General features: G+C 42.3%; 21 protein-coding genes, 1 tRNA gene, 1 pseudogene and 1 other annotated feature. Of the genes and pseudogenes, 14 read left to right on the top strand and 9 right to left on the bottom strand.

The window, feature by feature from the left end:
- Positions 1-93: 93 nt before the first annotated feature.
- On the top strand, positions 94-831 hold the full coding sequence (locus H538_RS0121470; protein WP_026679331.1) for an ATP-binding cassette domain-containing protein: 738 nt from the start codon (positions 94-96) through the stop codon (positions 829-831).
- A gap of 3 nt (positions 832-834) precedes the next feature.
- Positions 835-2,001 (top strand): ABC transporter permease, encoded by a 1,167-nt coding sequence (locus H538_RS0121475; RefSeq protein WP_026679332.1) that lies wholly within the window; start codon positions 835-837, stop codon positions 1,999-2,001.
- Between the two features lie 133 nt (positions 2,002-2,134).
- Here the strand turns inward: H538_RS0121475 and H538_RS0121480 are convergent, their stop codons facing one another.
- From H538_RS0121480 to H538_RS0121495, 4 genes are all read right to left on the bottom strand, one after another.
- Positions 2,135-2,830, bottom strand: a complete 696-nt coding sequence (locus H538_RS0121480) for an ABC transporter ATP-binding protein (RefSeq protein WP_026679333.1) — start codon at positions 2,828-2,830, stop codon at positions 2,135-2,137.
- Positions 2,830-3,930: an ABC transporter permease gene (locus H538_RS0121485; RefSeq protein WP_026679334.1), complete on the bottom strand. Its 1,101-nt coding sequence runs from the start codon at positions 3,928-3,930 to the stop codon at positions 2,830-2,832. The genes H538_RS0121480 and H538_RS0121485 overlap by 1 nt, the downstream gene beginning before the upstream one ends.
- A 79-nt stretch (positions 3,931-4,009) precedes the next feature.
- Positions 4,010-5,392: a sensor histidine kinase gene (locus H538_RS0121490; RefSeq protein ID WP_026679335.1), complete on the bottom strand. Its 1,383-nt coding sequence runs from the start codon at positions 5,390-5,392 to the stop codon at positions 4,010-4,012.
- On the bottom strand, positions 5,389-6,066 hold the full coding sequence (locus H538_RS0121495; protein ID WP_026679336.1) for a response regulator transcription factor: 678 nt from the start codon (positions 6,064-6,066) through the stop codon (positions 5,389-5,391). The genes H538_RS0121490 and H538_RS0121495 overlap by 4 nt, the downstream gene beginning before the upstream one ends.
- Positions 6,067-6,236: 170 nt before the next feature.
- On the opposite strand from H538_RS0121495, the gene H538_RS0121500 reads away from it, so the two are divergent.
- The 5 genes from H538_RS0121500 to H538_RS0121525 all read left to right on the top strand — a co-directional run bounded on the left by H538_RS0121500 (position 6,237) and on the right by H538_RS0121525 (position 10,737).
- Positions 6,237-7,064: an aldo/keto reductase gene (locus H538_RS0121500; RefSeq protein WP_026679337.1), complete on the top strand. Its 828-nt coding sequence runs from the start codon at positions 6,237-6,239 to the stop codon at positions 7,062-7,064.
- Positions 7,065-7,132: 68 nt separating this feature from the next.
- Positions 7,133-7,348 (top strand): hypothetical protein, encoded by a 216-nt coding sequence (locus tag H538_RS0121505; RefSeq protein WP_026679338.1) that lies wholly within the window; start codon positions 7,133-7,135, stop codon positions 7,346-7,348.
- Positions 7,349-7,365: 17 nt separating this feature from the next.
- A complete protein-coding gene (locus tag H538_RS24750; protein ID WP_081412770.1) occupies positions 7,366-7,902 on the top strand; it encodes an MgtC/SapB family protein in 537 nt (178 codons plus the stop codon).
- A gap of 196 nt (positions 7,903-8,098) precedes the next feature.
- Positions 8,099-8,923, top strand: coding sequence for a phosphonoacetaldehyde hydrolase (phnX, locus tag H538_RS0121515; RefSeq protein WP_026679339.1), 825 nt, complete (start codon positions 8,099-8,101; stop codon positions 8,921-8,923).
- A gap of 908 nt (positions 8,924-9,831) precedes the next feature.
- Positions 9,832-10,737: a COX15/CtaA family protein gene (locus H538_RS0121525; RefSeq protein ID WP_026679341.1), complete on the top strand. Its 906-nt coding sequence runs from the start codon at positions 9,832-9,834 to the stop codon at positions 10,735-10,737.
- A gap of 46 nt (positions 10,738-10,783) precedes the next feature.
- Here H538_RS0121525 and fabL read toward each other — a convergent pair whose 3' ends face one another.
- Together fabL and H538_RS0121535 are read right to left on the bottom strand one after the other, a co-directional pair.
- Positions 10,784-11,545: an enoyl-[acyl-carrier-protein] reductase FabL gene (gene fabL, locus H538_RS0121530; protein ID WP_211235591.1), complete on the bottom strand. Its 762-nt coding sequence runs from the start codon at positions 11,543-11,545 to the stop codon at positions 10,784-10,786.
- 215 nt (positions 11,546-11,760) lie between these two features.
- A complete protein-coding gene (locus H538_RS0121535) occupies positions 11,761-12,174 on the bottom strand; it encodes a YjdF family protein (protein WP_026679343.1) in 414 nt (137 codons plus the stop codon).
- 241 nt (positions 12,175-12,415) lie between these two features.
- Between H538_RS0121535 and H538_RS0121540 the strand changes: the two genes are divergently transcribed.
- Both H538_RS0121540 and H538_RS0121545 read left to right on the top strand, forming a co-directional pair.
- A complete protein-coding gene (locus H538_RS0121540; RefSeq protein WP_026679344.1) occupies positions 12,416-12,823 on the top strand; it encodes a gamma-glutamylcyclotransferase family protein in 408 nt (135 codons plus the stop codon).
- A 63-nt stretch (positions 12,824-12,886) separates the two neighbouring features.
- Positions 12,887-13,627: a YqjF family protein gene (locus tag H538_RS0121545; RefSeq protein ID WP_051291619.1), complete on the top strand. Its 741-nt coding sequence runs from the start codon at positions 12,887-12,889 to the stop codon at positions 13,625-13,627.
- A 193-nt stretch (positions 13,628-13,820) separates the two neighbouring features.
- On the opposite strand, the gene H538_RS0121550 is transcribed toward H538_RS0121545, so the two are convergent.
- Positions 13,821-14,912, bottom strand: coding sequence for a bifunctional 3-deoxy-7-phosphoheptulonate synthase/chorismate mutase (locus H538_RS0121550; RefSeq protein WP_026679346.1), 1,092 nt, complete (start codon positions 14,910-14,912; stop codon positions 13,821-13,823).
- A gap of 244 nt (positions 14,913-15,156) precedes the next feature.
- Positions 15,157-15,381: a binding site (T-box leader), on the top strand.
- 94 nt (positions 15,382-15,475) lie between these two features.
- On the opposite strand from H538_RS0121550, the gene aroC reads away from it, so the two are divergent.
- From aroC to aroA, 5 genes are all read left to right on the top strand, one after another.
- Positions 15,476-16,648: a chorismate synthase gene (gene aroC / locus H538_RS0121555; protein WP_026679347.1), complete on the top strand. Its 1,173-nt coding sequence runs from the start codon at positions 15,476-15,478 to the stop codon at positions 16,646-16,648.
- Positions 16,648-17,730: a 3-dehydroquinate synthase gene (aroB, locus tag H538_RS24755; protein ID WP_051291620.1), complete on the top strand. Its 1,083-nt coding sequence runs from the start codon at positions 16,648-16,650 to the stop codon at positions 17,728-17,730. The genes aroC and aroB overlap by 1 nt, the downstream gene beginning before the upstream one ends.
- Before the next feature lie 4 nt (positions 17,731-17,734).
- The gene (hisC, locus tag H538_RS0121565; RefSeq protein ID WP_026679348.1) at positions 17,735-18,808 is read left to right on the top strand and encodes a histidinol-phosphate transaminase; all 1,074 of its coding nucleotides are present in this window, start codon (positions 17,735-17,737) and stop codon (positions 18,806-18,808) included.
- Positions 18,809-18,873: 65 nt separating this feature from the next.
- Complete coding sequence (locus H538_RS0121570) at positions 18,874-19,977, top strand: prephenate dehydrogenase (protein ID WP_026679349.1); 1,104 nt, start codon at positions 18,874-18,876, stop codon at positions 19,975-19,977.
- Positions 19,978-19,995: 18 nt separating this feature from the next.
- Positions 19,996-21,273: a 3-phosphoshikimate 1-carboxyvinyltransferase gene (gene aroA / locus H538_RS0121575; protein ID WP_026679350.1), complete on the top strand. Its 1,278-nt coding sequence runs from the start codon at positions 19,996-19,998 to the stop codon at positions 21,271-21,273.
- Positions 21,274-21,296: 23 nt separating this feature from the next.
- Here the strand turns inward: aroA and H538_RS0121580 are convergent.
- Positions 21,297-21,947 (bottom strand): annotated as a pseudogene (locus H538_RS0121580) (DnaA N-terminal domain-containing protein); the annotation flags it as partial.
- Positions 21,948-22,178: 231 nt separating this feature from the next.
- Positions 22,179-22,254 (bottom strand) — tRNA-Arg (locus H538_RS0121585).
- Positions 22,255-22,369 lie beyond the last annotated feature (115 nt).

Below are 22,369 nucleotides of genomic sequence, written 5' to 3' on the forward strand. Positions count from 1 at the left end.
CAATAGGATACAATTAAATAAACGGCAACAACTATTGAAAGACGATAATTTTATAGATTATCAAAACATGAAAATTTGAAAGGAAGGGTTAACGTGATCGAGGTTGAACATCTGACAAAAGCGTTCAAAGACAAAAAAAAGACGATAACGGCAGTAAATGACGTTTCTTTTTCCATCCAAAAAGGAGAAGTTGTTGGATTATTAGGTGAAAATGGGGCGGGGAAAACGACAATGCTGCGAATGATTGCTACGGTCTTGCATCCTTCGTGCGGGTCTATCCTTATTGACGGTATAGATATTTTAAAAGATCCGATGAAAATTAAGCGGAAGATCGGTGTATTATTCGGCAGTGAGACAGGGCTTTATGAACGGCTTACAGCCAGAGAAAACTTGCTCTATTTTGCAAAGCTTTACGGAATCAACAATCATGAGGCAAAAGGGAAAGTGGAGCAATTGTCCGTCCGTTTTGGAATGAAAGAATACTTGGATCGAAGAGTAGCAGGATTCTCAAAAGGAATGAGGCAAAAAGTGGCGATAGCCCGAACGCTAATTCATGATCCTGAAGTGATTTTGTTCGATGAGCCCACAACAGGATTAGACATCACATCAGCCAATATGTTTCGCCAGCTGATCCATGAGCTTCGAACAGAAGGAAAAACGATTATCTTCTCAAGCCACATCATGGAAGAAGTGAAGCTCCTTTGCGAGTCTGTCATTATGATCCATAAAGGTGAATTAGTGTATCATGGGAAGCTTAGAGACCTATATGCCGAAGAGAAAAGCGAAGATTTGAATGATATCTTTATGTCTCGATTAGTGGAAGGAGCGTAACGGATGGTCTGGGGAATTTTTAAAAAGGAATTGATCGATTCATTGCGGGATCGGAAAACGATTGTTTTAAGCGTATTAATTCCGATTATTTTAAATGCAGGACTAATGCTACTATTTGATCGTGTAGTGCTGAATAAATCAGAAGACACGATGACAATTGCAGTGAATCAAAATAGCCAATCTACCATTTATAAGTGGCTGTACGATATGAAAAATACGAAAATTAAGGAACTTTCTGATCCAATGGAAGCAGTGAAGGACGGAGACGCGCAAGTCGGCATTAAGGTTGGAAGTGACTTTGACCAAAAACTAAAAAATGGAGGCTCTCCCGAGTTAACCATTTATTCAGATTCTGGAAGCTCAAAAAGCTCGGCAGCAGTTGAAACAGTAAAAAATATAATTTCAATGCACGAGCAAACCATTGTGAATGAAAAACTCCAATCGGCGCATATTGATCCGAAAGTGCTTAACCCGTTTCAAATGAAAGTGAAAAATGTGGCCAAAGATGACGATGGCGGAATGTATTTGGTTTCTCTGTTTGCGCAAATCATCATCGTACTCGGGGTGATGATGGGCGGTGTTTCGGCGGCTAATGATTTGTTTGCCGGAGAGAAAGAGCGGAAAACGATGGAGGCTTTGTTGATCACACCAGTCAAACGGAGTCATTTAATTACGGGAAAATGGTTAACGATTTCAGTGCTGGGGGCCATTACCGGTATATTTTCAACTGTAACATTAGTTGTCTTTATAAAATTTTTTACGACGAATCTGCCAAATGTGTTTGATCTAGAACACGGAGGCGGAAAGCTCATCGCAGCATTGTTGATTGCAATTATTTTATTCGCTTTTTTAGTCGCAAGCATCCAGGTCATTTTCAGCTTGTTTGCCAATACGATGAAAGAAGCGCAAAACTACATTTCTCCTCTTATGTTGCTTGGAATGCTTCCTTATTATTTTTTAATTACGGTTTCCGTCAACGAAATGACGACGATGCATTTCATCATTCCGTTTTTAAACATTTATGCGCTGATTAAGCAATTAATTTACGGTGTTTATTCACTGCAAAATGTTCTGCTAACGATCGGAAGCACACTTGTTTGTATCGTCATATTCTTTACGATTGCCCGGGTGATGTTCGGGAAAGATCGCTGGGTGCTTGAGAAATCTTAGAATAAGAGAAAGCTTGTAGAAAGCCTGAAGATTGGCGGATAGTACACCTGAAAAAATCCTTGTTAGAAACATGACCGATAGGAAATTACAAGAAAGCACATCTTAGAATGAATCTAAAATGTGCTTCTTTATATTAAAGAGACATTCGCTTTGTTTGTTCTAAGAGCTTTCCATCCTCAATAAATACGACACGGTCGCATAAATCGAGCATTCGCCTGTCATGCGTGACCATAATGGCCGCTTTATCTCTTAATTTCACTTCATCGGCAAGCATTTGGACGACCGCGCGTCCCCGTTCTGAATCAAGGCTTGCTGTCGGTTCATCAGCTAAAATGATTTCCGGGTCATTCATCCATGCTCTGGCGATGGCCACCCGCTGGCGTTCGCCACCCGATAAACTCTCTGGATAGTTGTTTTTCCGGTGGGCGAGCCCGAGCCGCTTGAGAAGATCGTCCGCTCTCTTTTCCGCTTTTTCATTAAGAGTGCCCGCCAATTCCGGGATGAGCAGCAATTGATCACGAACTGTTAAATACGGGATTAAATTGGAACTTTGAAAAATGAACCCGATTTTTTCCATCCGGATCCGATTCATTTGTTTTGGCGAAAGATCGTTAATTTCTTCACCGCCAAGGATAATGCGTCCGCTCGAAGGTGAAAGCAAAGCGCCGGCGATCGAAAGAAACGTGCTTTTACCGGAACCGGATGGGCCAACTAATGCGACAAACTCACCAGCTTTCACATGAAGCGAAACATGGTCAAGCACTTTCACAGACGTATCCCCATCACCGAAAACTTTGCTTATGTTATCAAGTACAAGTTTATATTCCATTAGACAGCCCTCCCAATCGCCTCAATCGCATCAATTTTAACGACGCGGTAGAGTGATAACAATGAACCCGCCACAGATACCGCTAAAAATAGACCCGAACAGCCGAACGCCAATAGTGGGCTGAGGTCAAACGGCATGCTGTTTGGCAGAACGGCCGAAATGCCATAAGTCAATGCCATACTGATAACCAGGCTGACAATGGAAAGCATCAGCACCTGAAAAAGAATCGTCCGCGCCAATTGGCTTGATTTTGCCCCGATTGCTTTTAAGACACCAAATTGATTCATTTTTTGAATCGTGATGACATAAAAGAAGACGGCCAATACAAAAGCGGCAATAATGAATAAAAAAACAATCATCATCATAAGTGAGCCTTGCTCTTCTTTGTATCCGGGAATGCCTTCTAACGCCTTGCCCTTAGCTAAAACGTCCACTTCTTTAACATTTTTCTCAATGTTGTCAGCTTTGCCCTGATCGGCTTTCAAGGCTAGAGCGTTGAAGGATAATTTATTTTGGGCATTGGATGGTTGGATAGAAGCCCACTCTTTAAAGTTCATATGGATAACGGGCGTGTGGCTAAACGACTGATTTTTCGTAAAGCCAACAATTTTAAATTCTTTTCCGGATAGTTGATCCTTTATTCGGCTGCCTATACTTAAGCCTTCATTTTTAAACGACTGATCGACAATGATTTCATTTTTAGTTGAATTGTTGATCAAATTGCCTTCCGCAAGTTCCGGCGCCAGCATCCCATTCATATCGATGGCGAAAAACGTGGCATCGATTTTTTTCGATGATCCTTTTTTCGTAACAGTCGTCATTTGCACGCCTAGAGGAGTCGAGGCATTGTTCCCGACAAATTGACGGACGTCTTGTAATTGATCTTCAGATAATAATGACCGGTTGAATCGGTGATCTGAGTCTTTTTGAAGTACGAAATAGTCCGCCTTCATGGTTTGGATCGAAGAAGCATTGTCAGACGATAATCCTTTAGCCAGACCCGAAACAAAAAAGACTAACCAGGCAATGAGGACCATAATCAAACCAATTAGAAGGTAGCGCAATTTGGCATATTGAAATTCGCGCAATGCGAGAAACATGATTCGCTCATCTCCATTCATTAAAAATTAATTCCCTGATTGAAAGTATAGGAATGAAATATGAACGGAAGATGAACGGTTAATTACAATTTGGCAGATTCACGATAAAGGTTGTTCCTTTTCCTAATTGGCTTTCAACATGAATGTGTCCACCATGTAATTCAACAATTTTTTTCGTAATGGCAAGGCCTAAACCGCTCGAGCCTTCTTTTCGGCTTCTCGCTTTGTCCGCTTTATAAAAACGATTGAAAATATGAGGAAGATCCTTTTCTGAAATGCCGATTCCCGTATCTTTAATCTCAATCTGGCATTCCCCGTCATTCTTTCTCAGCCGAAGTGAAATAGATCCGCCATTTTCAGTGAATTTAATGCTGTTTGTAATCAAGTTTGTCCATACCTGGTGAAGCAACTTTTCATCAGCCCGAATGAAGGCCGATGGAAGTTCCATATCAATAGCCAGCTCTTTTTCGCGCCAGCTCCATTCCGTCATCATTAACACTTGTTTCATTTGAGCGGCTACGTCAAACGTGCTTTTCTCCAGAATGTTTTCTTCTTTATCAAGGGAAGCAAGAGTCAATAATTGTTTGCTCAATTGAGACATTCTGCGGCTTTCGTTTTCAATAATGGAAAGATACGTCTGGCGCTCGTCTTCGGATAGATTTTCAGTTTGCAGTGTTTGTGAAAACCCCTGGATGGAGGCAAGCGGCGATTGGATTTCATGCGAAACATTTGAAACAAATTCCTGGCGCATTTCTTCAAGCTGCTCCAAACTTCTTGCCATTTGTGAAAAATGGCTGGCCAGTTTGCCGATTTCATCCCGCCGCTTCACATTCAATTTAATGTTATATTTCCCCTGTGCGAGTTGTTTTGTGGCATCCGTCAATTTAATGATGGGTTTCACGATATAACGGGTGCTGACCAAAACGAAAAGAATACTCAATACGATGGTGAAAAGAAGGATAATTGCAAAAAAGATGCGCAATTCCCCAAATTGAACTTCAACGTTCGGACGGATGAAAAGGGCATACGTTTGATCGTTTACCTTAATGGGAACCCCGATCGTATTGGCAAGAACGTTGTCAAAAAAACCAGTGATAAACAATTTGGAAGGAAAATGAGAAATTCCGTGGTAAACGTGTCCGTTCAAAACGTCTTTAACAATATCGGGATTTAATCCCCTTTCTCTGAACGTCCCCCCATAAAACACACCCCGCTCCTTCTCATCCACAAGGTAAAGCTGATAGCCCAATTGGCCGATGCTCTTCAAATAATCATCCTTGTTTACTTCCGGATGGTTTTCATAAAATGTTTTAACGTCTCTTGCCATCTTTGTCACTTTTGCATCATTGAACGGTTTTAAACTGTATTGGTAATATACATTTGAAATAATAAAGGCGAGGATGCTACTTAAAATCATTACAAAGATGGTCGTTGCGACAATCCGTAAATATAATGTTTTCACTTCTTTAAGACCTCCAGTTTATAGCCGACTCCCCGAACCGTTTTAATGGTGAAATCATCGGTTCGGCCTGCAAAACGCTCCCGCAGCCGCTTAATATGGACATCCACGGTCCGGTCATCCCCGTTAAAATCTGGCCCCCAGATAAGCTGTATTAATTCATCACGCGAAAAAATGCGCTCCGGGTAACTGGCTAACTGAAAGAGCAATTCAAACTCTTTTAATGGAAGCATCAATAGTTTTCCATCACAATGCACTTCATAGCTTTTTCGGTCAATGATAGTATCGTTTAGAGCAATTCTTTCTGCGCTCACCAGTTGATAACGCCGGAGCAGCGCTTTGATACGGAATAGCAGCTCTTTCGGCTCAAATGGTTTGGTCAAATAATCATCTGTTCCGACTGAAAACCCTTTTTCTTTATCAACCAGCTGATCTTTCGCTGTAAGTAATATGACCGGGAAATCATAATCGTTTCTAATTTCCGCACACAGCTGATATCCGTCTTTATTTGGCATCATTACATCGACAATGGCCAAATGGATGTGCTCTTTTGCAATTAAAGTGGCGGCTTCTTCCCCGTCTGCCGCCTCAAAGACAATGTAACCTTCCGTCTGCAGATAGTGTCTGACCAATTCACGAATGTGGGCATCATCATCAGCAATTAAAATATGAATCATCGAACTGACAGCTCCTTACAATATGTTCTGTTGACTCAAGTGTACTCGATTTTATTTTTGAATGAAAATAAATGGAGGAGAAAAATAAGTAAGCAAATCAATTTTTATTTGTTCCTCGATGTGTCATTATAATAGTAGGTTAGATGATTAAAGAAACTGGAGGCGATAGAATGAAAAGCTTACAGGACACAACAACATTACATAATGGAGTGAAAATGCCATGGGTCGGTCTTGGCGTATGGCGGGTTAATGAAGGGGAAGAGGTCGTTCAATCGGTTAAATGGGCGATCGAGGCAGGATATCGCAGCATCGATACGGCAGCAGTTTACAAAAACGAAGAAGGCGTCGGAAAAGCGATCAAAGAAACCGGTGTTCCGAGAGAAGAGTTATTTATTACGACAAAAGTGTGGAACGACGATCAAGGCTATGAATCTACGCTTTCCGCTTTTGAAGAAAGCCTAAAAAAGCTCGATCTTGATTATGTCGACCTCTATTTGATTCACTGGCCTGTCAAAGGAAAGTATAAAGAAACATGGCGAGCGCTTGAAAAATTATATAAAGACGGCCGCGTAAAGGCGATTGGTGTCAGCAACTTCCATATTCACCATTTAAAAGATTTGATGGAAGACGCTGAAATTGTCCCTATGGTCAACCAGGTCGAAACCCATCCACGCCTTTCCCAAAAAGAGCTTCTTCAATTCTGTAAGGAAAATAACATCCAAATGGAAGCGTGGAGCCCGCTCATGCAAGGAGAATTGCTTGGCGATCCAACATTAGTCGAAATCGCCAATAAATATAACAAAACTCCGGCTCAAGTCATCTTGCGCTGGGATCTGCAAAACGGTGTTGTCGTCATCCCGAAATCAGTCAAGGAACATCGGATTAAAGAAAACGCCGATCTGTTTGATTTTGAACTTTCCCGTGAAGACATGGAGAAAATCGACGGCTTAAACCTTAATAAGCGAGTCGGTCCGGATCCAGACAATTTTAATTTCTAAACAAATAAGTGCCGAAGTTGAATGGCACCCTCATGGTTAGATAGTTTCTAACCATGAGAGGTGCTTTTTTGTCTTTAAAAGCATTGCTTCCGTATCGCTATCAGCCAGCCTTCATTACTCCGTTTTATTATCTGGAAAATAAAGAATTTAAAATTGAGCCATTTTATACTAAACTAAAACAAATATCAGATAAGGATTGCCCGGTGGAATGGAAACTTGAGTTAGATCGTAAAAATGTAACATGGCTAAAGCGAATAGCGAATCATAATAGCCATCATTCATAGGAAGGTGGTGGTTACCATTGGAAACATTGCACAGCCTTTATGTCCATCAAGTGTTAGACCATATGGAAATGTATATACGGATTATCATTAGTGCGTTTTTAGGACTTTTTATAGGCTGGGATCGCTCGTTTAAAAACAAGCCCGCCGGACTAAAAACCTATTTATACACTTGCGTTTCCTGTACGTTAATCACCATCGTATCAATTTATAGCGCAGAAGCTTTTTCAAAAGCCAACAGCGGAAAAATGATGGACCCAATGCGTCTTGCCGCGCAAATTGTTACCGGCCTCGGGTTTCTCGGAGCGGGTCTGATCATGAAGGATGGGGTAAAAGTAAAAGGCTTAACATCAGCCGCAATGATATTTTTTGCTGGAGGCGTCGGGATAGGAATTGGAGCAGGATTTTACGGCATTGTCATCTTTTCAGTTTTCATAACATTTATTTTAGCGAAAATTAGCCTTTTTCTAGAAAAGCGAAATTTGCTTTTATCCCCAAGAAAGAAAAAGGACAAAAAAGAAAAAAAAGCAAATCAAACTTATGAAGCGCAAGGATAATCTTTGCTCATGGCTCCCTGATCAAAAAAGGGAGCTTATTTTATATTTAAAGAACAATAGAAATACAAATTATTACCAAATGATTGTGATATACTTTTATTAAGCAAACCAATTGGTTTTAGTAGTATATACAAAAGATAGAAGAACCATCTCAGGCAGGATAGAACGTAAAGGTTAAGGAAGAGGAGGGCTGTAAATGGATGATCAATCTCCGAAATATGTTAAAGCGGTCATTTTTGATTGGGCCGGAACGGTAGTCGATTACGGATGCTTTTCGCCGTTAGCTGTTTTCGTTGAAGTCTTTCGAAAACGAGGGATTGACGTCACGCACGAAGAAGCACGAAAGCCGATGGGGCTTCTGAAATGGGATCACATTGAAGCCATGTGCCAAATGGATCGGATCGCAAACCTTTGGAAAGATAAATATGGACGGCTTCCGGAAACTAAAGATATTGATGCGTTATATGCTGATTTTGAACCGATGCTTTTTTCCATTCTTCCCAACTATTGCACGCTTATTCCTGGAGCAGTTGAAGTCGTTGAACGATTGCGTAAAATGGGCTTGAAAATCGGATCGACCACCGGCTTTACTGCTGAAATGATGTCAATTGTCACGCCTGAAGCAAAACGGCAGGGCTATGAACCAGATTCTATAGTTACGCCTAGTGAAATGCCTGCAGGGCGCCCCTATCCGTGGATGATCTATCAAAATGCGATGAATTTAGGAGTATACCCGATGAAACATATTGTGAAAGTAGGGGATACAATCAGTGACATTCAAGAAGGAATCAATGCCGGGACGTGGACGGTCGGTGTCATTAAAGGCGGAAGCGAGCTCGGAATGAGTGAACAAGAAGTAAATGAATGCGACCCGGGGGTACTGGCAAATCGAATGAAAGTGGTCGCCAGACGATTTAAAGACGCCGGTGCAGATTATGTGATTGAGAGTATCGGAGAATTAGATCAAGTCATACCGAAAATCGACCGGAGAATCTCTCAAATGGAAAGGTGCCACTACTAATTTTTTTAAAATCGTCTTATTTTAGATACAAACTCTTTTTGATGAGGTAAAAGGTTATGGAAATCGCCACCGAACTTATCACAAAAGGAGTAGTCGATAAAACAAGGCTTCTTGTTCAGGAAGAAGCCTTTGAACCGTTGATGGTTTTTAAAAAGCTAGTGCCCCCTCTAGAAAAAAGCCTGGATTTCAGTACTAGGACATTCTTATTTTTAGAACACCTCGTTAGATCTGTGAAATGAGGAAAAACGATGACGAATCGTTACATCATTTAAAATGATTTTGTTCTTGGACAATAAGTGATCGTATTTGGACAATAAATCATCCGGTTTAGACAATACAATCATACTTTTGGATAATAAGTGAAAAATAGACTAATTTTATTGTCCGACTGAGGCCATTTATTGTCCGATGATATCTATTTATTGTCGGAAATCGACTGTTTATTGTCCAAATGCCATGAAAATAGCACCATACTAGAGAAATTTGATCCTGTTTTTGCTTCCAACTTCTAATCTTTTTTACAGGTGAAAATTTAGGAAAACTGAAGGGGCACTAGAAAAAATAAGGAAATTAAACAGCTTAAAGAAGATAAAGCAGAAACATTGTTGCAACAATAGGAAAGTCGGGCATTTCGTTTACTAACGGGATACCTGACTTTCTTTTAATTCTTGAAATGCAATTACAGCCCAGACAGTCTCCATTCATATTATTCCACCTCTTACACAATATATCATTTATTGGGGATATTTGAGATATAGAACATCTATTTTGGAAAAACAAGGGAATAACCGAAGCTAAATCGTTATCATTTGTTCATAGAATTGCCCTTAATTAAACAGTGAAAATAGGTATAATGTAGGTGAGAAGCAAAGCAAGATTTACCCGGGTAATAGAAAAGGGGTTTTTGAATGGATAAAGCTTTTAAATGGATGGCTGTTTTTACGACAGTGATTATGTTTATATTAATGATTGCCGGAGCGTTAGTGACCAATACGGGTTCCGGAATGGGGTGCGGAAATGATTGGCCGCTCTGCCATGGCAAGTTTATTCCCGAATATACCGTCGAAACGATGATCGAATATACCCATCGCCTTATTACAGGCTTTGCCGGTGTGGTTGTTATTGTATTTTCCGTCTGGGCATGGCTTCGCTACAGGGGAAACCGCGAAGTAAAGATCCTTTCATTTATCGGGATTTTATTTATTGTCATTGAATCGTTGCTAGGAGCAGCGGCTGTCATGTGGCCGCAATCTCCATCAGCGCTCGCTCTTCATTTTGGCTTTTCTCTTATGGCATTTACGAGCGTCTTTTTGCTTTCGATTTTTGTTTTGCAGCGGGACAAGGCAAAAGAGTTGGTGAAACAGCCTGTATCAAAAGGATTTAAAGTGTTTGCCTGGATAACGGTGATTTATACGTATGCAGATATTTATTTAGGCGCGTATGTCCGGCATTCGGGGGCAAGCTTAGCCTGTACGGATTTTCCTAAATGTTATCCGGATACATTTATTCCTAATCTTACAGGGCTGGCTGGGGTCCATTTTGCCCACCGTGTTGCCGCTGTCATTCTATTCTTTTTAATAATCGGTTTACTGGTGTACTCGGTACGTCATTTTAAAGAAACGAGACGGGATATTTATGTTGCAAGCCTCATCGCTCTTTTATTAGTTCTAGCGCAAATTGCCAGCGGAATTTCCGTCGTTTTAACAAGGCTGAACATTTTCTCGACTCTGGCTCACGCTGGTTTTATCACATTATTGTTCGGTATGTTAAGTTATATTTGCTTGCAAACATTGAAAAGACCGGAAAAAATGTAGAAAAAGGCCGCGGCTGAAATTCAATTCAGCCTGCGGCCTTTTTTCCTTATTCTGCAAGCAGAGACAATCCGCCATCAACGATGATTGTTTGCCCGCGAATCATGCTTGCTGCCGGCGTGCATAAAAAGTAGACAGCTTCGGCCATGTCTTCCGGTTCGACAATCCGACCTGCGGGGTTTCGCTTTTTGGCAGTCTCAAGCAATTCCTCTCGGTTGGGAAAATGCTTCAATGCATCCGTATCAACTGCGCCCCCGGATACCGCATTTACGACAATGCCTTTTGGCGCTAATTCAACCGCTAAATATCTTGTGATTGCTTCAACGGAAGCTTTTGAAACGCCGACAACGACATAGTTTGGAAGAGCGCGGATGGATCCTAAGCTAGAAAGGGCAACGATAGCGCCGCCGTTATTTTCTTCCATCAGCCTGGCTGCTTCCTGTGCGGCAAATAAATACGCTTTCGCATTGATATTTTGCGTCCAATCCCAATGGTGTTCTTCAATTTCCATCAGTGGCCGCTGAACGCCCGAAGCGGCATTGTTGATGAACACATCAAGGCGTCCAAATGTAGCTTTCGTTTCAGCAAACAAATGGCGGATTTGTTCAATTTCGCCAACGTTGGCTTTAACGATTAGAACCTGAACCCCGTATTTTTCTTCCAATTCAGCTTTCGTTTGTTCAGCATCTTTTTTCTTGCGCATAAAATTTAAGACAAGATGATATCCTTCAGAGGCGAATTTCGACGCGATCGCTTTTCCGATTCCTCGCGTCCCGCCTGTAATTAATGCTACCTTTTTGCTCAATATGATCGTCTCCTTAGAACCTAATGTTATTACCTGGTACTAATTTTATAGACGGAAGAAGGGGATGTCAAATAAATAATAACCCCCTGCTTGTAGTAAGCAGGGGGGATGGTGTACCAGTTTTTCCGGAAAAAGCAGCTATGCGTTAATTTATTCGTCTACTTTGAGCGCTTATTCGTTTTAAGCGGCTACTTATTCGTCTTCCTAAAAAAGCTCTGGCTCTATTTCCCGCGATGTTTTGCTTTCGCTTTTTGCCGCTTAATTTCTCGTTTCCGTTCGTTTAACGCTTCTTTTTGGAGACGGGATAACGTTTTCCGCTCTTTTTTTGCTTGTTCAATTTGGATTCTCATCGCTTCTTGCGCCTGAGAAGTTACGCCCTTTTTCTTTAGTTCTTTGGCAGCTTCTCTTTGGGCCCGTTTCGGATTTCGTTTCGTTTCCTCTTTCGTGGTAACGGAAATCCCTTTTTGGTTGCTTTGCTCGATCAGGGGTAGAAGCTGGTAGTTAACAAAACTTAATACTTCCGGATCGCTCGGTTCAGGACCAAAAACATATCGGTACACTTTCAAGTTAGAGCCGTTTATCTTTTCGATGATGCCGACCCAAAATTGACCATCATGCATTACAGTCAATTTCATAAAAATCCCTCCTCAAAAAACTTGAGGAATGATGGACAACCCGAGGAGGGCAGGTTACTGACACCGCATGAATTGCGATGCGCCCGGACTACCAACCGGACCGTGATTTTACATTCCCGACTAACATTATATGCCAAAAAAATAAGCTGAACAAGAGATGACTGGCAAAAACAAAATCGTAACGAAATGGGCGAATATCGTGTATAGTCAAAGAAAACGGCATGAATAGAAGGAGAAAAGTATGGTCTTCAACGTATTTGTTTATGGGACCCTTCGAAAAGGGGAAAAGTATCACCATTATTTGAAAACTGCAAAACGATTAGAAGAAAACTGCTGGACGTATGGAAAGCTGTATGACACGGGCTGCGGTTATCCGGCAATGATCATCGATAGGGTACAAAAGGTTGTTGGAGAGGTGTACGAGGTTGACGGTCCGACGTTAAAGGCATTGGATCAGTTGGAAGGCTACAATCAAACCGGTGAGGAAGAACGATATGATCGGATCATTCAAACGATTTATACTGAAAAAGGGTCGATTGAAGCATTCGTCTACGTGATGAAAGAGGGCCAGGTAATGCGGGAACGTTTCATACTGGATGGTGACTGGGTCACTTATCGGAAACAAAAAACGTCAGGCAAATATGTATAGCTTCATTTTAAACTTGATCAAAATGGGGAACCTATAAAGTGAATCTAGACTTTGAGGTTACAAATGATGAAAATGCAAACAAACCATCGGCCATATCCATTGCCAAAACGCCCATGGATCATGACACAGACGTGGAATGATGTGATTTTTGCTCATTGGCCAATTTCTATTGATCAACTTAAGGATAACGTTCCTCCGCAGTTGGAAATTGATACGTTCGAAGGGCGGGCATGGATCGGAATCGTCCCGTTTCATATCACGGATTTCAAAGTAAGAGACGTCTTTTCGATACCATTTACGGATGCTTTTCCCGAAATCAATTTGCGCACGTATGTGGTTTACGATGACAAACCTGGCGTTTATTTTTTTAGCCTTGATGCCGGCCACTGGATGGCGGCTCGATTAGCCCGAATGTTTACTCCGCTCGCCTATCATTTTGCAAAAATAGATGTAACGAAGAAGGATGGGGAAATTTCGTATAAAAGCAGCCGCCAGGGCAGAAACGGCGGAAACGGTGAATTCGAAGGTTTATTTTCTCCATCTTCGACAAATTTTCAATCCGAAAAAGGTTCATTGGATGAATGGTTAACAGAGCGGTACTGTTTATATACGTCGAGTGAAAAAAACATGTATCGGATCGATATTCACCACGAAAAATGGGAGTTACAAAAAGCCGAAGGGGAAATTTTAGCGGAAACACTCACTTCTTCACATGGGATTATATTACCCGATGAAAAACCGCTGTTACACTACGCATCCTGCAATAAAACACTTATTTGGCCAATCATACAGGTGAAAAAGTGAAATATTGAAAGTGCTGTTATTCATTAATAAAAATAAATAGGCTTTGCCGGATGGATTTAATCTCTTCTTTTCTCAAGCGAAAAGCAACGATCAACTTGATCATGATGGGAAAACCGTTAGAGAAAAGAACCCGGAAGCGGTTTGAAAATAGCAAAAAGGAGCGGTCAATGCGAGACCACTCCTTTTTTAAAAATTACACATGAGCTCCTTGTGGTTGGCGTTTTAAAAACGCTTCGAGATCATCCATAAATTGATGGAATTGAGGAATATCCATTTGTTGAGCAGAGTCGGAAAGTGCAACAGCCGGATCTGGATGCACTTCTGCCATGACCGCATCGGCACCGATCGCAATCGCCGCTTTTGCACATGGAAGTAGTAAGTCTTTGCGTCCAGTAGAATGCGTTACGTCAACAACGACAGGCAAATGTGTTTCCTTCTTCAAAATTGGAACAGCGGAAATATCCAATGTGTTGCGGGTCGCTTTCTCGTACGTGCGAATGCCGCGTTCGCATAAAATGATCTGGTCATTACCTTGAGCAAGAATGTATTCAGCAGCATACATGAATTCTTCGATTGTCGCCGACAGTCCGCGTTTTAATAATACCGGTTTGTAAACCGATCCTGCCGCTTTCAATAATTCAAAGTTTTGCATGTTGCGCGCCCCGATTTGGATGACATCAACATAATCCAATGACATTTCAATATCATTCGGATTTAAAATTTCACTGACAACCGCCATGTCAAGTTCGTCCGCAACCTGACGCAAAATCTTCAACCCTTCGATGCCAAGGCCCTGGAAGTCATATGGGGAGGTACGCGGCTTAAATGCGCCGCCGCGAAGCAATTTAAGTCCTCGCTCTTTCATTGCCTGCGCAACAGATTTCACTTGCTCGTAGCTTTCTACTGCACATGGGCCCATTACGAAATGCGTATTTCCGTCGCCAATATGTTCACCTTTTACAGATACGACCGTATCTTCAGGTTTTTTCTTGCGGGATACGAGTAGCGCTTTTCGGTTATCGGTTTCTTGAAGATCCAAACACGCTTTGAAAATTTGTTTGAAAATATGTTGCAGTGTAGACGTTTCGAAAGGTCCGTTATTGTTATTCGCGACAAGATCAAGAATGTTCCGCTCGCGAACAGGATCGAAACGCTTCACTCCTTGCGCTTCTTTTATTTTTCCAATCTTTTTCGCAATATTGCCGCGTTCATTTAATAACTCTAAAATTTGCAATGTCACTTGATCCATTTCAGAACGCAATACTTCAAGCTCGTTGTTTGACACTTTAAGTTCCTCCCCGGTTTTTTATATTGTTTTTAAGCGTTAAAGTAGAATGCTTTCGAGCTTTAACGCATTAATCTGTGTACGAATGGTTCGATATTGTGTTATACTGTAAACCAGAAATCATTCAACTGTCAAGAAAAAATTTTAAAGTTTTTCACGGTTGTTTCGAAATTTTTTAAAAATACAAATTACCTCTTTACAACAAGAGCTCTTTCATGGTACAACTTCTTATAAATCAAATAAAAAAAACGCGATGAAAGGTTAAAGTAGTGTTCATCTCCCTGTTACCCAGAGAACTGATGGTCGGTGGAAAATCAGTACAAAGTTGAACGCGAATTACCCCTTGAGCATCTTTTCCCAACGACGTATTATTTTGTCTATTAAGAAAAGGCGGCAAAGCCGTTATCGAAATGAAGAGGTGGAGTTTTTCCACAATTAGGGTGGTACCGCGATGAACATCGCCCCTGCGATTATGCAGGGGCGATTTTTGATATTTTGGAAAGGAATTCCTTCCGGGGGGCAATTAACCGGAGTTTTGATAGAAATAGAGGAGGAGAGAGAAAATGAGATATTTAACAGCAGGGGAATCACACGGCCCGCAATTAACGACCATACTTGAAGGAGTTCCGGCAGGTCTTCCGCTCATTGCAGAGGACATTAACGTTGAACTGGCGCGCAGGCAAAAAGGCCACGGCCGCGGTAGAAGGATGCAGATTGAAAAGGATCAAGTGCAAATTTTGAGCGGAGTGCGCCATGGTGTAACTTTAGGTTCGCCGATAACTTTAGCCGTTGAAAACCGGGATTTTACCCATTGGACAAAAATTATGGGGGCTGAGCCGCTAAGCGAAGGTGAAGCGCAGGAAGTAAAACGCCAGATCACCAGACCTAGGCCGGGACACGCCGACTTAAATGGCGCGATTAAATATGGTCACCGCGATATGCGCAATGTGCTCGAAAGATCATCAGCGCGTGAAACGACTGTCAGAGTGGCCGCAGGAGCAGTAGCGAAACGAATTTTAGAAGAGCTGGGCGTGAAAGTGGCCGGCCATGTCATTGAAATCGGCGGCGTGAAAGCAAGCCATACCGAATACGAGTCAATTGAAGAGCTTCAAGAAAAAACGGAAGCTTCACCTGTGCGCTGTCTTGATAAAGAAGCGGAAGCAAAAATGATGAAAGCCATTGATGACGCAAAAGAAAACGGCGATTCGATCGGCGGGATTGTTGAAGTGGTTGTTGAAGGCATGCCGGTCGGAGTTGGAAGCTATGTTCATTATGACGAAAAGCTTGATGCGAAACTGGCCGCCGCTATCGTCAGCATTAATGCCTTTAAAGGTGTTGAAATCGGAATCGGTTTTGATGCTGCGCATAAGCCGGGAAGCCTCGTCCATGATGAGATTTTATGGGATGCCGAGAACGGATATACGAGAAGAACGAACAATGCCGGCGGATTTGAAGGCGGGATGACAACAGGCATGCCGATCGTCGTTCGCGGGGTGATGAAGCCGATCCCGACGCTCTATAAGCCGCTTCAAAGCGTCGATATCGATACGAAAGAACCGTTTAAAGCAAGCATTGAACGCTCTGACAGCTGTGCAGTGCCTGCCGCAAGCGTCGTTGCAGAAGCGGTTGTTGCCTGGGAGCTTGCCAAAGCGCTTGTCGATCAATTTGGCAAAGATCGAATCGATTGCATAAAAGAAAATATTGAAAACCATAAGAAGCGATCGAGGGAATTTTAATGGAAACCATGGCCATTAAAACGAAGTCAAAAGAATATCCGCTTTATTTAGGAAATGACGCGATTAAAGGGTTAGGCTCACTCCTCGCTGATTTGACTCCTGATGTCTCGAACATTCTTATTATTTCCGAGCAACCGGTCGCCGATCTTTACCTCGACACGGTCAAACAAGCGGCAGGCCATCATCATAAGGTGTTTACGAAGGTCATCCCGAGCGGCGAATCGTCCAAGTCGTTTGAAAACTATTATGATTGCCAGACGTATGCTTTGGAATCCGGACTTGACCGTCATTCATTGATTCTCGCCCTTGGCGGCGGAATGATCGGAGATTTGGCCGGATTTGTCGCAGCGACGTTTATGCGGGGCATCCGCTTCATTCAAATTCCTACGACGCTATTGGCTCATGATAGTGCGGTAGGCGGGAAAGTGGCGGTAAACCATCCGCTTGGAAAAAACATGATCGGCGCGTTCCATCAGCCTGAGGCGGTCATTTATCATCTTCCGTTTTTAGAGTCATTGCCTGAAGAAGAATGGCGTTCAGGTTTTGCTGAAATGATCAAACATTCCTTTATAGGCGATCCTGAGCTTTATGAATGGCTTAAGAGCGAGATTAAATCCGTAAAAGATTTGCGTGGCGAAAAACTTGTTTACGCCTTAAAGCGGGCGATCGCCGTCAAAGCGAATGTCGTTTTGCAAGATGAAAAAGAACACGGCATCCGCGCGCATCTAAATTTCGGCCATACGTTAGGCCACGCAATCGAAACGGAATTGGGCTACGGAAACGTATCACATGGCGATGCGGTCGCAATCGGAATGTTATTTGCGACACGATTAAGTGAAATTGTCTATGAAAAAGATTTACAATATGAAGAAATGAAAAAGTGGTTTAATTCTTACGGATTTCCGCATTTGCCTCCAAATTTGAATGCGAAAAATTTATTACAAAACATGAAAAAAGATAAAAAAGCAGGATACGGCAACATTCGCATGGTATTAATGAAAGAAGTAGGTCATTTAGAAGTTGTAAAAGTGTCAGATGATCTCATTCTTCCATTATTAAATGAATTCATCGCGGAGGTGTAGTTTTATGAAAGTGAAAAAACAGTTGTTATCATTGAAAGCCTATCAACCGGGAAAATCGATCGATGAGGTGAAAAGAGAGTTTGGCTTGACGAAAATCGCCAAATTAGCGTCAAATGAAAATCCATACGGTTGTTCGCCAAAAGTGCGTGAAGCATTAAACGACTTTACCGATTACGCGCTTTATCCGGATGGAGCAGCTTTTCAGCTTCGTGAAAAGCTCGCCAGGCATGTAGGCGTCGAACTGGGACAGATTATTTTCAGCGCCGGATTGGATGAAATGATTCAAATCATCAGCCGGTCATTGCTTTCGCCTGATACAAATGTTGTCATGGCTGAACAAACGTTTCCGCAATATAAGCATCATGCCGTTATCGAACAGGCAGAAATTCGTGAAGTGCCGCTGAAAAACGGCTGTCACGATTTAGAGGCGATGCTTGCGCAAGTGGATGAGCAAACTGCTATCGTCTGGATTTGCAATCCGAATAACCCGACAGGCACCTATGTTAATGAAACGGAACTGAAACACTTTTTAGAGCACGTCCCGAAAGAAACGCTCGTCGTTTTAGATGAAGCTTATTATGAATATGCGGTAGCGCAGGACTATCCGGAGTCGATTCCCCTTTTAAATGATTATGAAAACTTGTTGATCATGCGCACATTTTCAAAAGCCTATGGTCTTGCCGCATTCCGTATCGGTTATACGATCGGACATGCGTCGTTCATGCAAAAGCTGGACGTGGCAAGGCTGCCATTTAATACTTCAACGTTTGCGCAAATAGCTGCCATGGCGGCGCTTGATGATCAAGCGTTTATCGAATTTTGTGTAGAGGAAAATCGGAAAGGTTTGCAGCAGTATTATACGTTTTGCGAAACGCATCAACTTCCATATTATTCTTCGCAATGTAATTTCATCTTTATGGATCCGGGCAAAGACCCGATGGAAGTGTTCCAGCTTCTTCAGCAAAAAGGATATATCGTTCGCCCGCAAAAAGGAGGCGTACGCATTACCGTTGGAACGAAAGAAGAAAATGATGGCGTGTTAGAGGCGTTGAAAGAATTGATTACCGTTCAAGCTTAAATCTTAAATAGCCCGCCTTTTAAGACGCGATCAAATTTGGATAGAGATAAGAGGAGACAATCGGAGTGGAGAAACGCGTATTACTGATAGGAGTGGGTTTAATCGGCGGTTCGGTTGCCCTTTCAATTAAAAAAGAACATGAAGAAGTAACGATTATCGGCTTTGATGTGAATAGGGACCACTGCAAGCTCGCAAAAGCGATGCATGTCATTGATGAATGCGCCGAAAGCTTACAAGCAGAAGCGGAGCAGGCAGATTTGATCATTCTGGCTGTTCCCGTAGAGGAAGCGGAGAAATTCATCGATCAATTCATTCATTGGGAATTGAAAGAGAATGTCATCATTACGGATGTGGGCAGCACAAAAGAAAAAATTATGAGAAGGGCAGAGCCTCTTATCGAAAAGGGCATTGCGTTTATCGGCGGCCACCCGATGGCGGGATCCCATAAAACAGGAGTAGGTAGCGCTAAAGCGCATTTGTTTGAAAACGCCTATTACATGTTAACGGTACATCCGGAGACGAAAAAGGAAAAGGTAGAGGAATTAAAAGAATGGCTGAAAGGGACGAAAGGAAACTTTCTCACTCTTGACGCCAGCGAGCATGATTTACTGACAGGCATCGTCAGCCACTTTCCTCACATTGTTGCTGCTAGCCTTGTCCGCCAGGTGGAGAGCCATGCGAATGAAAATGAGCTTGTGAGCGGCCTTGCCGCCGGTGGATTCCGCGATATCACGAGAATCGCCTCAAGCAGTCCGCACATGTGGAGGGACATCGTTAAGCAAAACCGAAAAACACTTCTTTCCTTATTAAATGAATGGATGATGGAAATGGAAGAAGTTCGCCACCTTGTTGAAAAAGGAGACAGTGAGGAGCTGTTTAACTATTTCGCCGGTGCAAAAGCGTTTCGCGATTCGTTGCCGTCCGGTTCCAAAGGTGCGATCCGATCGTTTTACGACTTATATGTCGATGTGCCCGATCGGGTGGGAGTCATCTCGCATGTTACGACATTGCTCGCCATTGAGCGAATCAGCATTACGAACATACGGATCATCGAAGCGAGGGAAGATGTGTTAGGAGTGTTGAGGATCAGTTTTCAAACGGAAGATGATCGGGCGAAGGCTAAAGCATGTTTAGAAGAAAATAACTATGAGTCATACATCACGATGTAGGAGGGGGGACAAAACAATATGAAATTATCTCATGTACAACGATTAAAAGGTGTAATGAAAGTTCCAGGCGATAAATCCATATCCCACCGTTCCGTCATGTTTGGCGCTATCGCCGAGGGGAAAACAAAAGTGACCGGATTTTTACCGGGCGATGACTGCCTGAGTACAATTGATTGTTTCAGAAAACTTGGAGTCAATATTCATCAAGAAGACGATTATGTCGAAATTGACGGCAATGGAATTGAAGGGTTAAAAGAGCCTCAAGAAGTGCTCGATGTCGGCAATTCAGGAACAACGATCCGGCTAATGTTAGGTGCCCTGGCGAATACGCCGTTCCATTCTTGCATTATCGGTGACAAATCGATTGCGAAGCGGCCGATGAAGCGGGTGACGGTTCCGCTTACTGAAATGGGGGTGGCGATTGATGGCCGTGCAGAAGGCAATTTCACACCGCTCAGCATTCGCGGCGGAAATACGAAAGGCATCCAATATACATCTCCGGTCGCGAGCGGCCAGGTAAAATCCGCTATCTTGCTTGCCGGATTAGGGGCGGAAGGTGTGACTTCCGTTTCCGAGCCGCATAAATCAAGGGATCATACCGAACGAATGCTTCAGGCGTTTGGCGTCAATGTCCAGGTCGATGGATTGACGGTTTCCATCGAAGGAAAGCAGAAGCTGAAAGGAACGAACATTGAGGTTCCCGGCGACATATCTTCTGCCGCTTTCTTTTTGGCAGCCGGGGCGATCGTTCCGGAAAGCGAGCTGACGATTCAAAAAGTCGGAATGAATCCTACCCGCACGGGCATCATTGATGTTTTGCAGCTGATGGGAGCGGATCTTTCGATTGAAAATGCACAAAACGAAGCGATTGAACCATTTGCGGATCTTCATATTAAAAAATCTTCTCTAAAAGGCATTGAAATTGGTGGAGAACTCATTCCGCGATTAATCGATGAAATTCCAATTATCGCCCTTATGGCGACACAGGCGGAAGGGACAACGGTCATTAAAGACGCTGCCGAGCTAAAAGTAAAGGAAACGAACCGGATTGACACGGTCGTCAATGAACTGAAGAAACTTGGCGCTAACATTGAAGCAACAGAGGATGGCATGATCATTCACGGGAAAACCCGTTTAGTGGCAAGTTCTGTCGATAGCCACGGCGATCACCGGATCGGTATGATGCTCGGAATTGCGTCATGCATCGCAACTGGCGAAATGACCATCAACAACAGCGATGCCGTTCGCGTATCTTACCCTGGCTTTTTTGACCAGCTAAACGAATTATCTCGATAAAAAAACGAGGAACATAAGTTTTACTACTTATGTTCCTTTAATATGTTGACTTCTGTTTCGAGTTTTTCAAGTTTGTTCATTAATGTACTCATTTTTTCGTTCAAGGCTGCAATTTGTTTTTCGTACATTAAATTCATTTCATGGCTCGTTTCAGGGATATCGTGTAAAGAAGACTCAATTTTATCATCGAAACTATCGGAAAAAGGATCCTCATTCTTCGACATCAACTCATGTTGATTTTCAATAGATTGATCATTCTCGTAAAACTTGCTTTTTATTGAAACGTCAGGATGTTCTTCTTCAATAGCGGGCCATTGATTTGTTAATTCTTCATGGGTGGCCGCATTTTTTAATGTTGAAAACAATTCGGACACGTTATTGAAAGACTGTCGATTATAGTGTTCAATTAATTTCTCTGGCAAACTAATTCCCTCTCTTTTACAGTAAAAATCGATTAATTTATATTGTAAGTCTTCATCGGGCGGTTGAATGTTCGTTGTGATTCCCCAGCTAAGCCGTGATTCCAGTTTGAAAGAGGAATACCTTGCTTCGAGCCAATCCTTGCTGAATTCATTGCGGGCTAAAACGATTAAGCTGTCACCGTTCCTCTCTTTTACAGTTGTATGTTTTAACCACGTTTCAAAACTCGGCCTGCTCATTTGATGTTCAAGGTGTTGTAAAACGTTTGTTCATAATGCGCGAGCCTCGTTCATTTGTTGTTACTTTCTTTCCAAATTGTAAAGAAGCATGTAAAGAAATAATAAAAACCCTTCAGTCTATAACGGCTGGAGGGCTACTTGCTACGGTGCCAGAATACATGATCCTATTATTTTGAAATTGAAAAAGTGACGTGTTCATACCTACAGTTAATTGATTGTTGTAATGTAGAGTTAATTTTGTATGTATGGCGGCCCCGAGAGGACTCGAACCTCCGACGCACGGTTTAGGAAACCGACGCTCTATCCACTGAGCTACGGAGCCTTATTTTTTCATTTGTCAATTCAAAATACAGTGCATTAAATATTATATAATAGGACGTTCCATTTGAAAAGATTTTCTATTACTTTTTTCTTGAATTCAGTAATTAGACTTTTGA

The organism is Fictibacillus gelatini DSM 15865, from assembly GCF_000430745.1.
Lineage (GTDB): Bacteria > Bacillota > Bacilli > Bacillales > Fictibacillaceae > Fictibacillus_A > Fictibacillus_A gelatini.

Bases quoted from the DNA above. Each gene is read 5' to 3' on its own strand.
- hisC (WP_026679348.1), top strand. From the start codon at position 17,735: ATGAAAGTGAAAAAACAGTTGTTATCATTGAAAGCCTATCAACCGGGA.
- H538_RS0121500 (WP_026679337.1), top strand. From the start codon at position 6,237: ATGAAAAGCTTACAGGACACAACAACATTACATAATGGAGTGAAAATG.
- H538_RS0121480 (WP_026679333.1), bottom strand. From the start codon at position 2,830: ATGGAATATAAACTTGTACTTGATAACATAAGCAAAGTTTTCGGTGAT.
- H538_RS0121545 (WP_051291619.1), top strand. From the start codon at position 12,887: ATGATGAAAATGCAAACAAACCATCGGCCATATCCATTGCCAAAACGC.
- H538_RS0121495 (WP_026679336.1), bottom strand. From the start codon at position 6,066: ATGATTCATATTTTAATTGCTGATGATGATGCCCACATTCGTGAATTG.
- aroC (WP_026679347.1), top strand. From the start codon at position 15,476: ATGAGATATTTAACAGCAGGGGAATCACACGGCCCGCAATTAACGACC.
- aroB (WP_051291620.1), top strand. From the start codon at position 16,648: ATGGAAACCATGGCCATTAAAACGAAGTCAAAAGAATATCCGCTTTAT.
- H538_RS0121485 (WP_026679334.1), bottom strand. From the start codon at position 3,930: ATGTTTCTCGCATTGCGCGAATTTCAATATGCCAAATTGCGCTACCTT.
- aroA (WP_026679350.1), top strand. From the start codon at position 19,996: ATGAAATTATCTCATGTACAACGATTAAAAGGTGTAATGAAAGTTCCA.
- H538_RS0121475 (WP_026679332.1), top strand. From the start codon at position 835: ATGGTCTGGGGAATTTTTAAAAAGGAATTGATCGATTCATTGCGGGAT.
- H538_RS0121535 (WP_026679343.1), bottom strand. From the start codon at position 12,174: ATGAAATTGACTGTAATGCATGATGGTCAATTTTGGGTCGGCATCATC.
- phnX (WP_026679339.1), top strand. From the start codon at position 8,099: ATGGATGATCAATCTCCGAAATATGTTAAAGCGGTCATTTTTGATTGG.
- H538_RS0121540 (WP_026679344.1), top strand. From the start codon at position 12,416: ATGGTCTTCAACGTATTTGTTTATGGGACCCTTCGAAAAGGGGAAAAG.
- H538_RS0121525 (WP_026679341.1), top strand. From the start codon at position 9,832: ATGGATAAAGCTTTTAAATGGATGGCTGTTTTTACGACAGTGATTATG.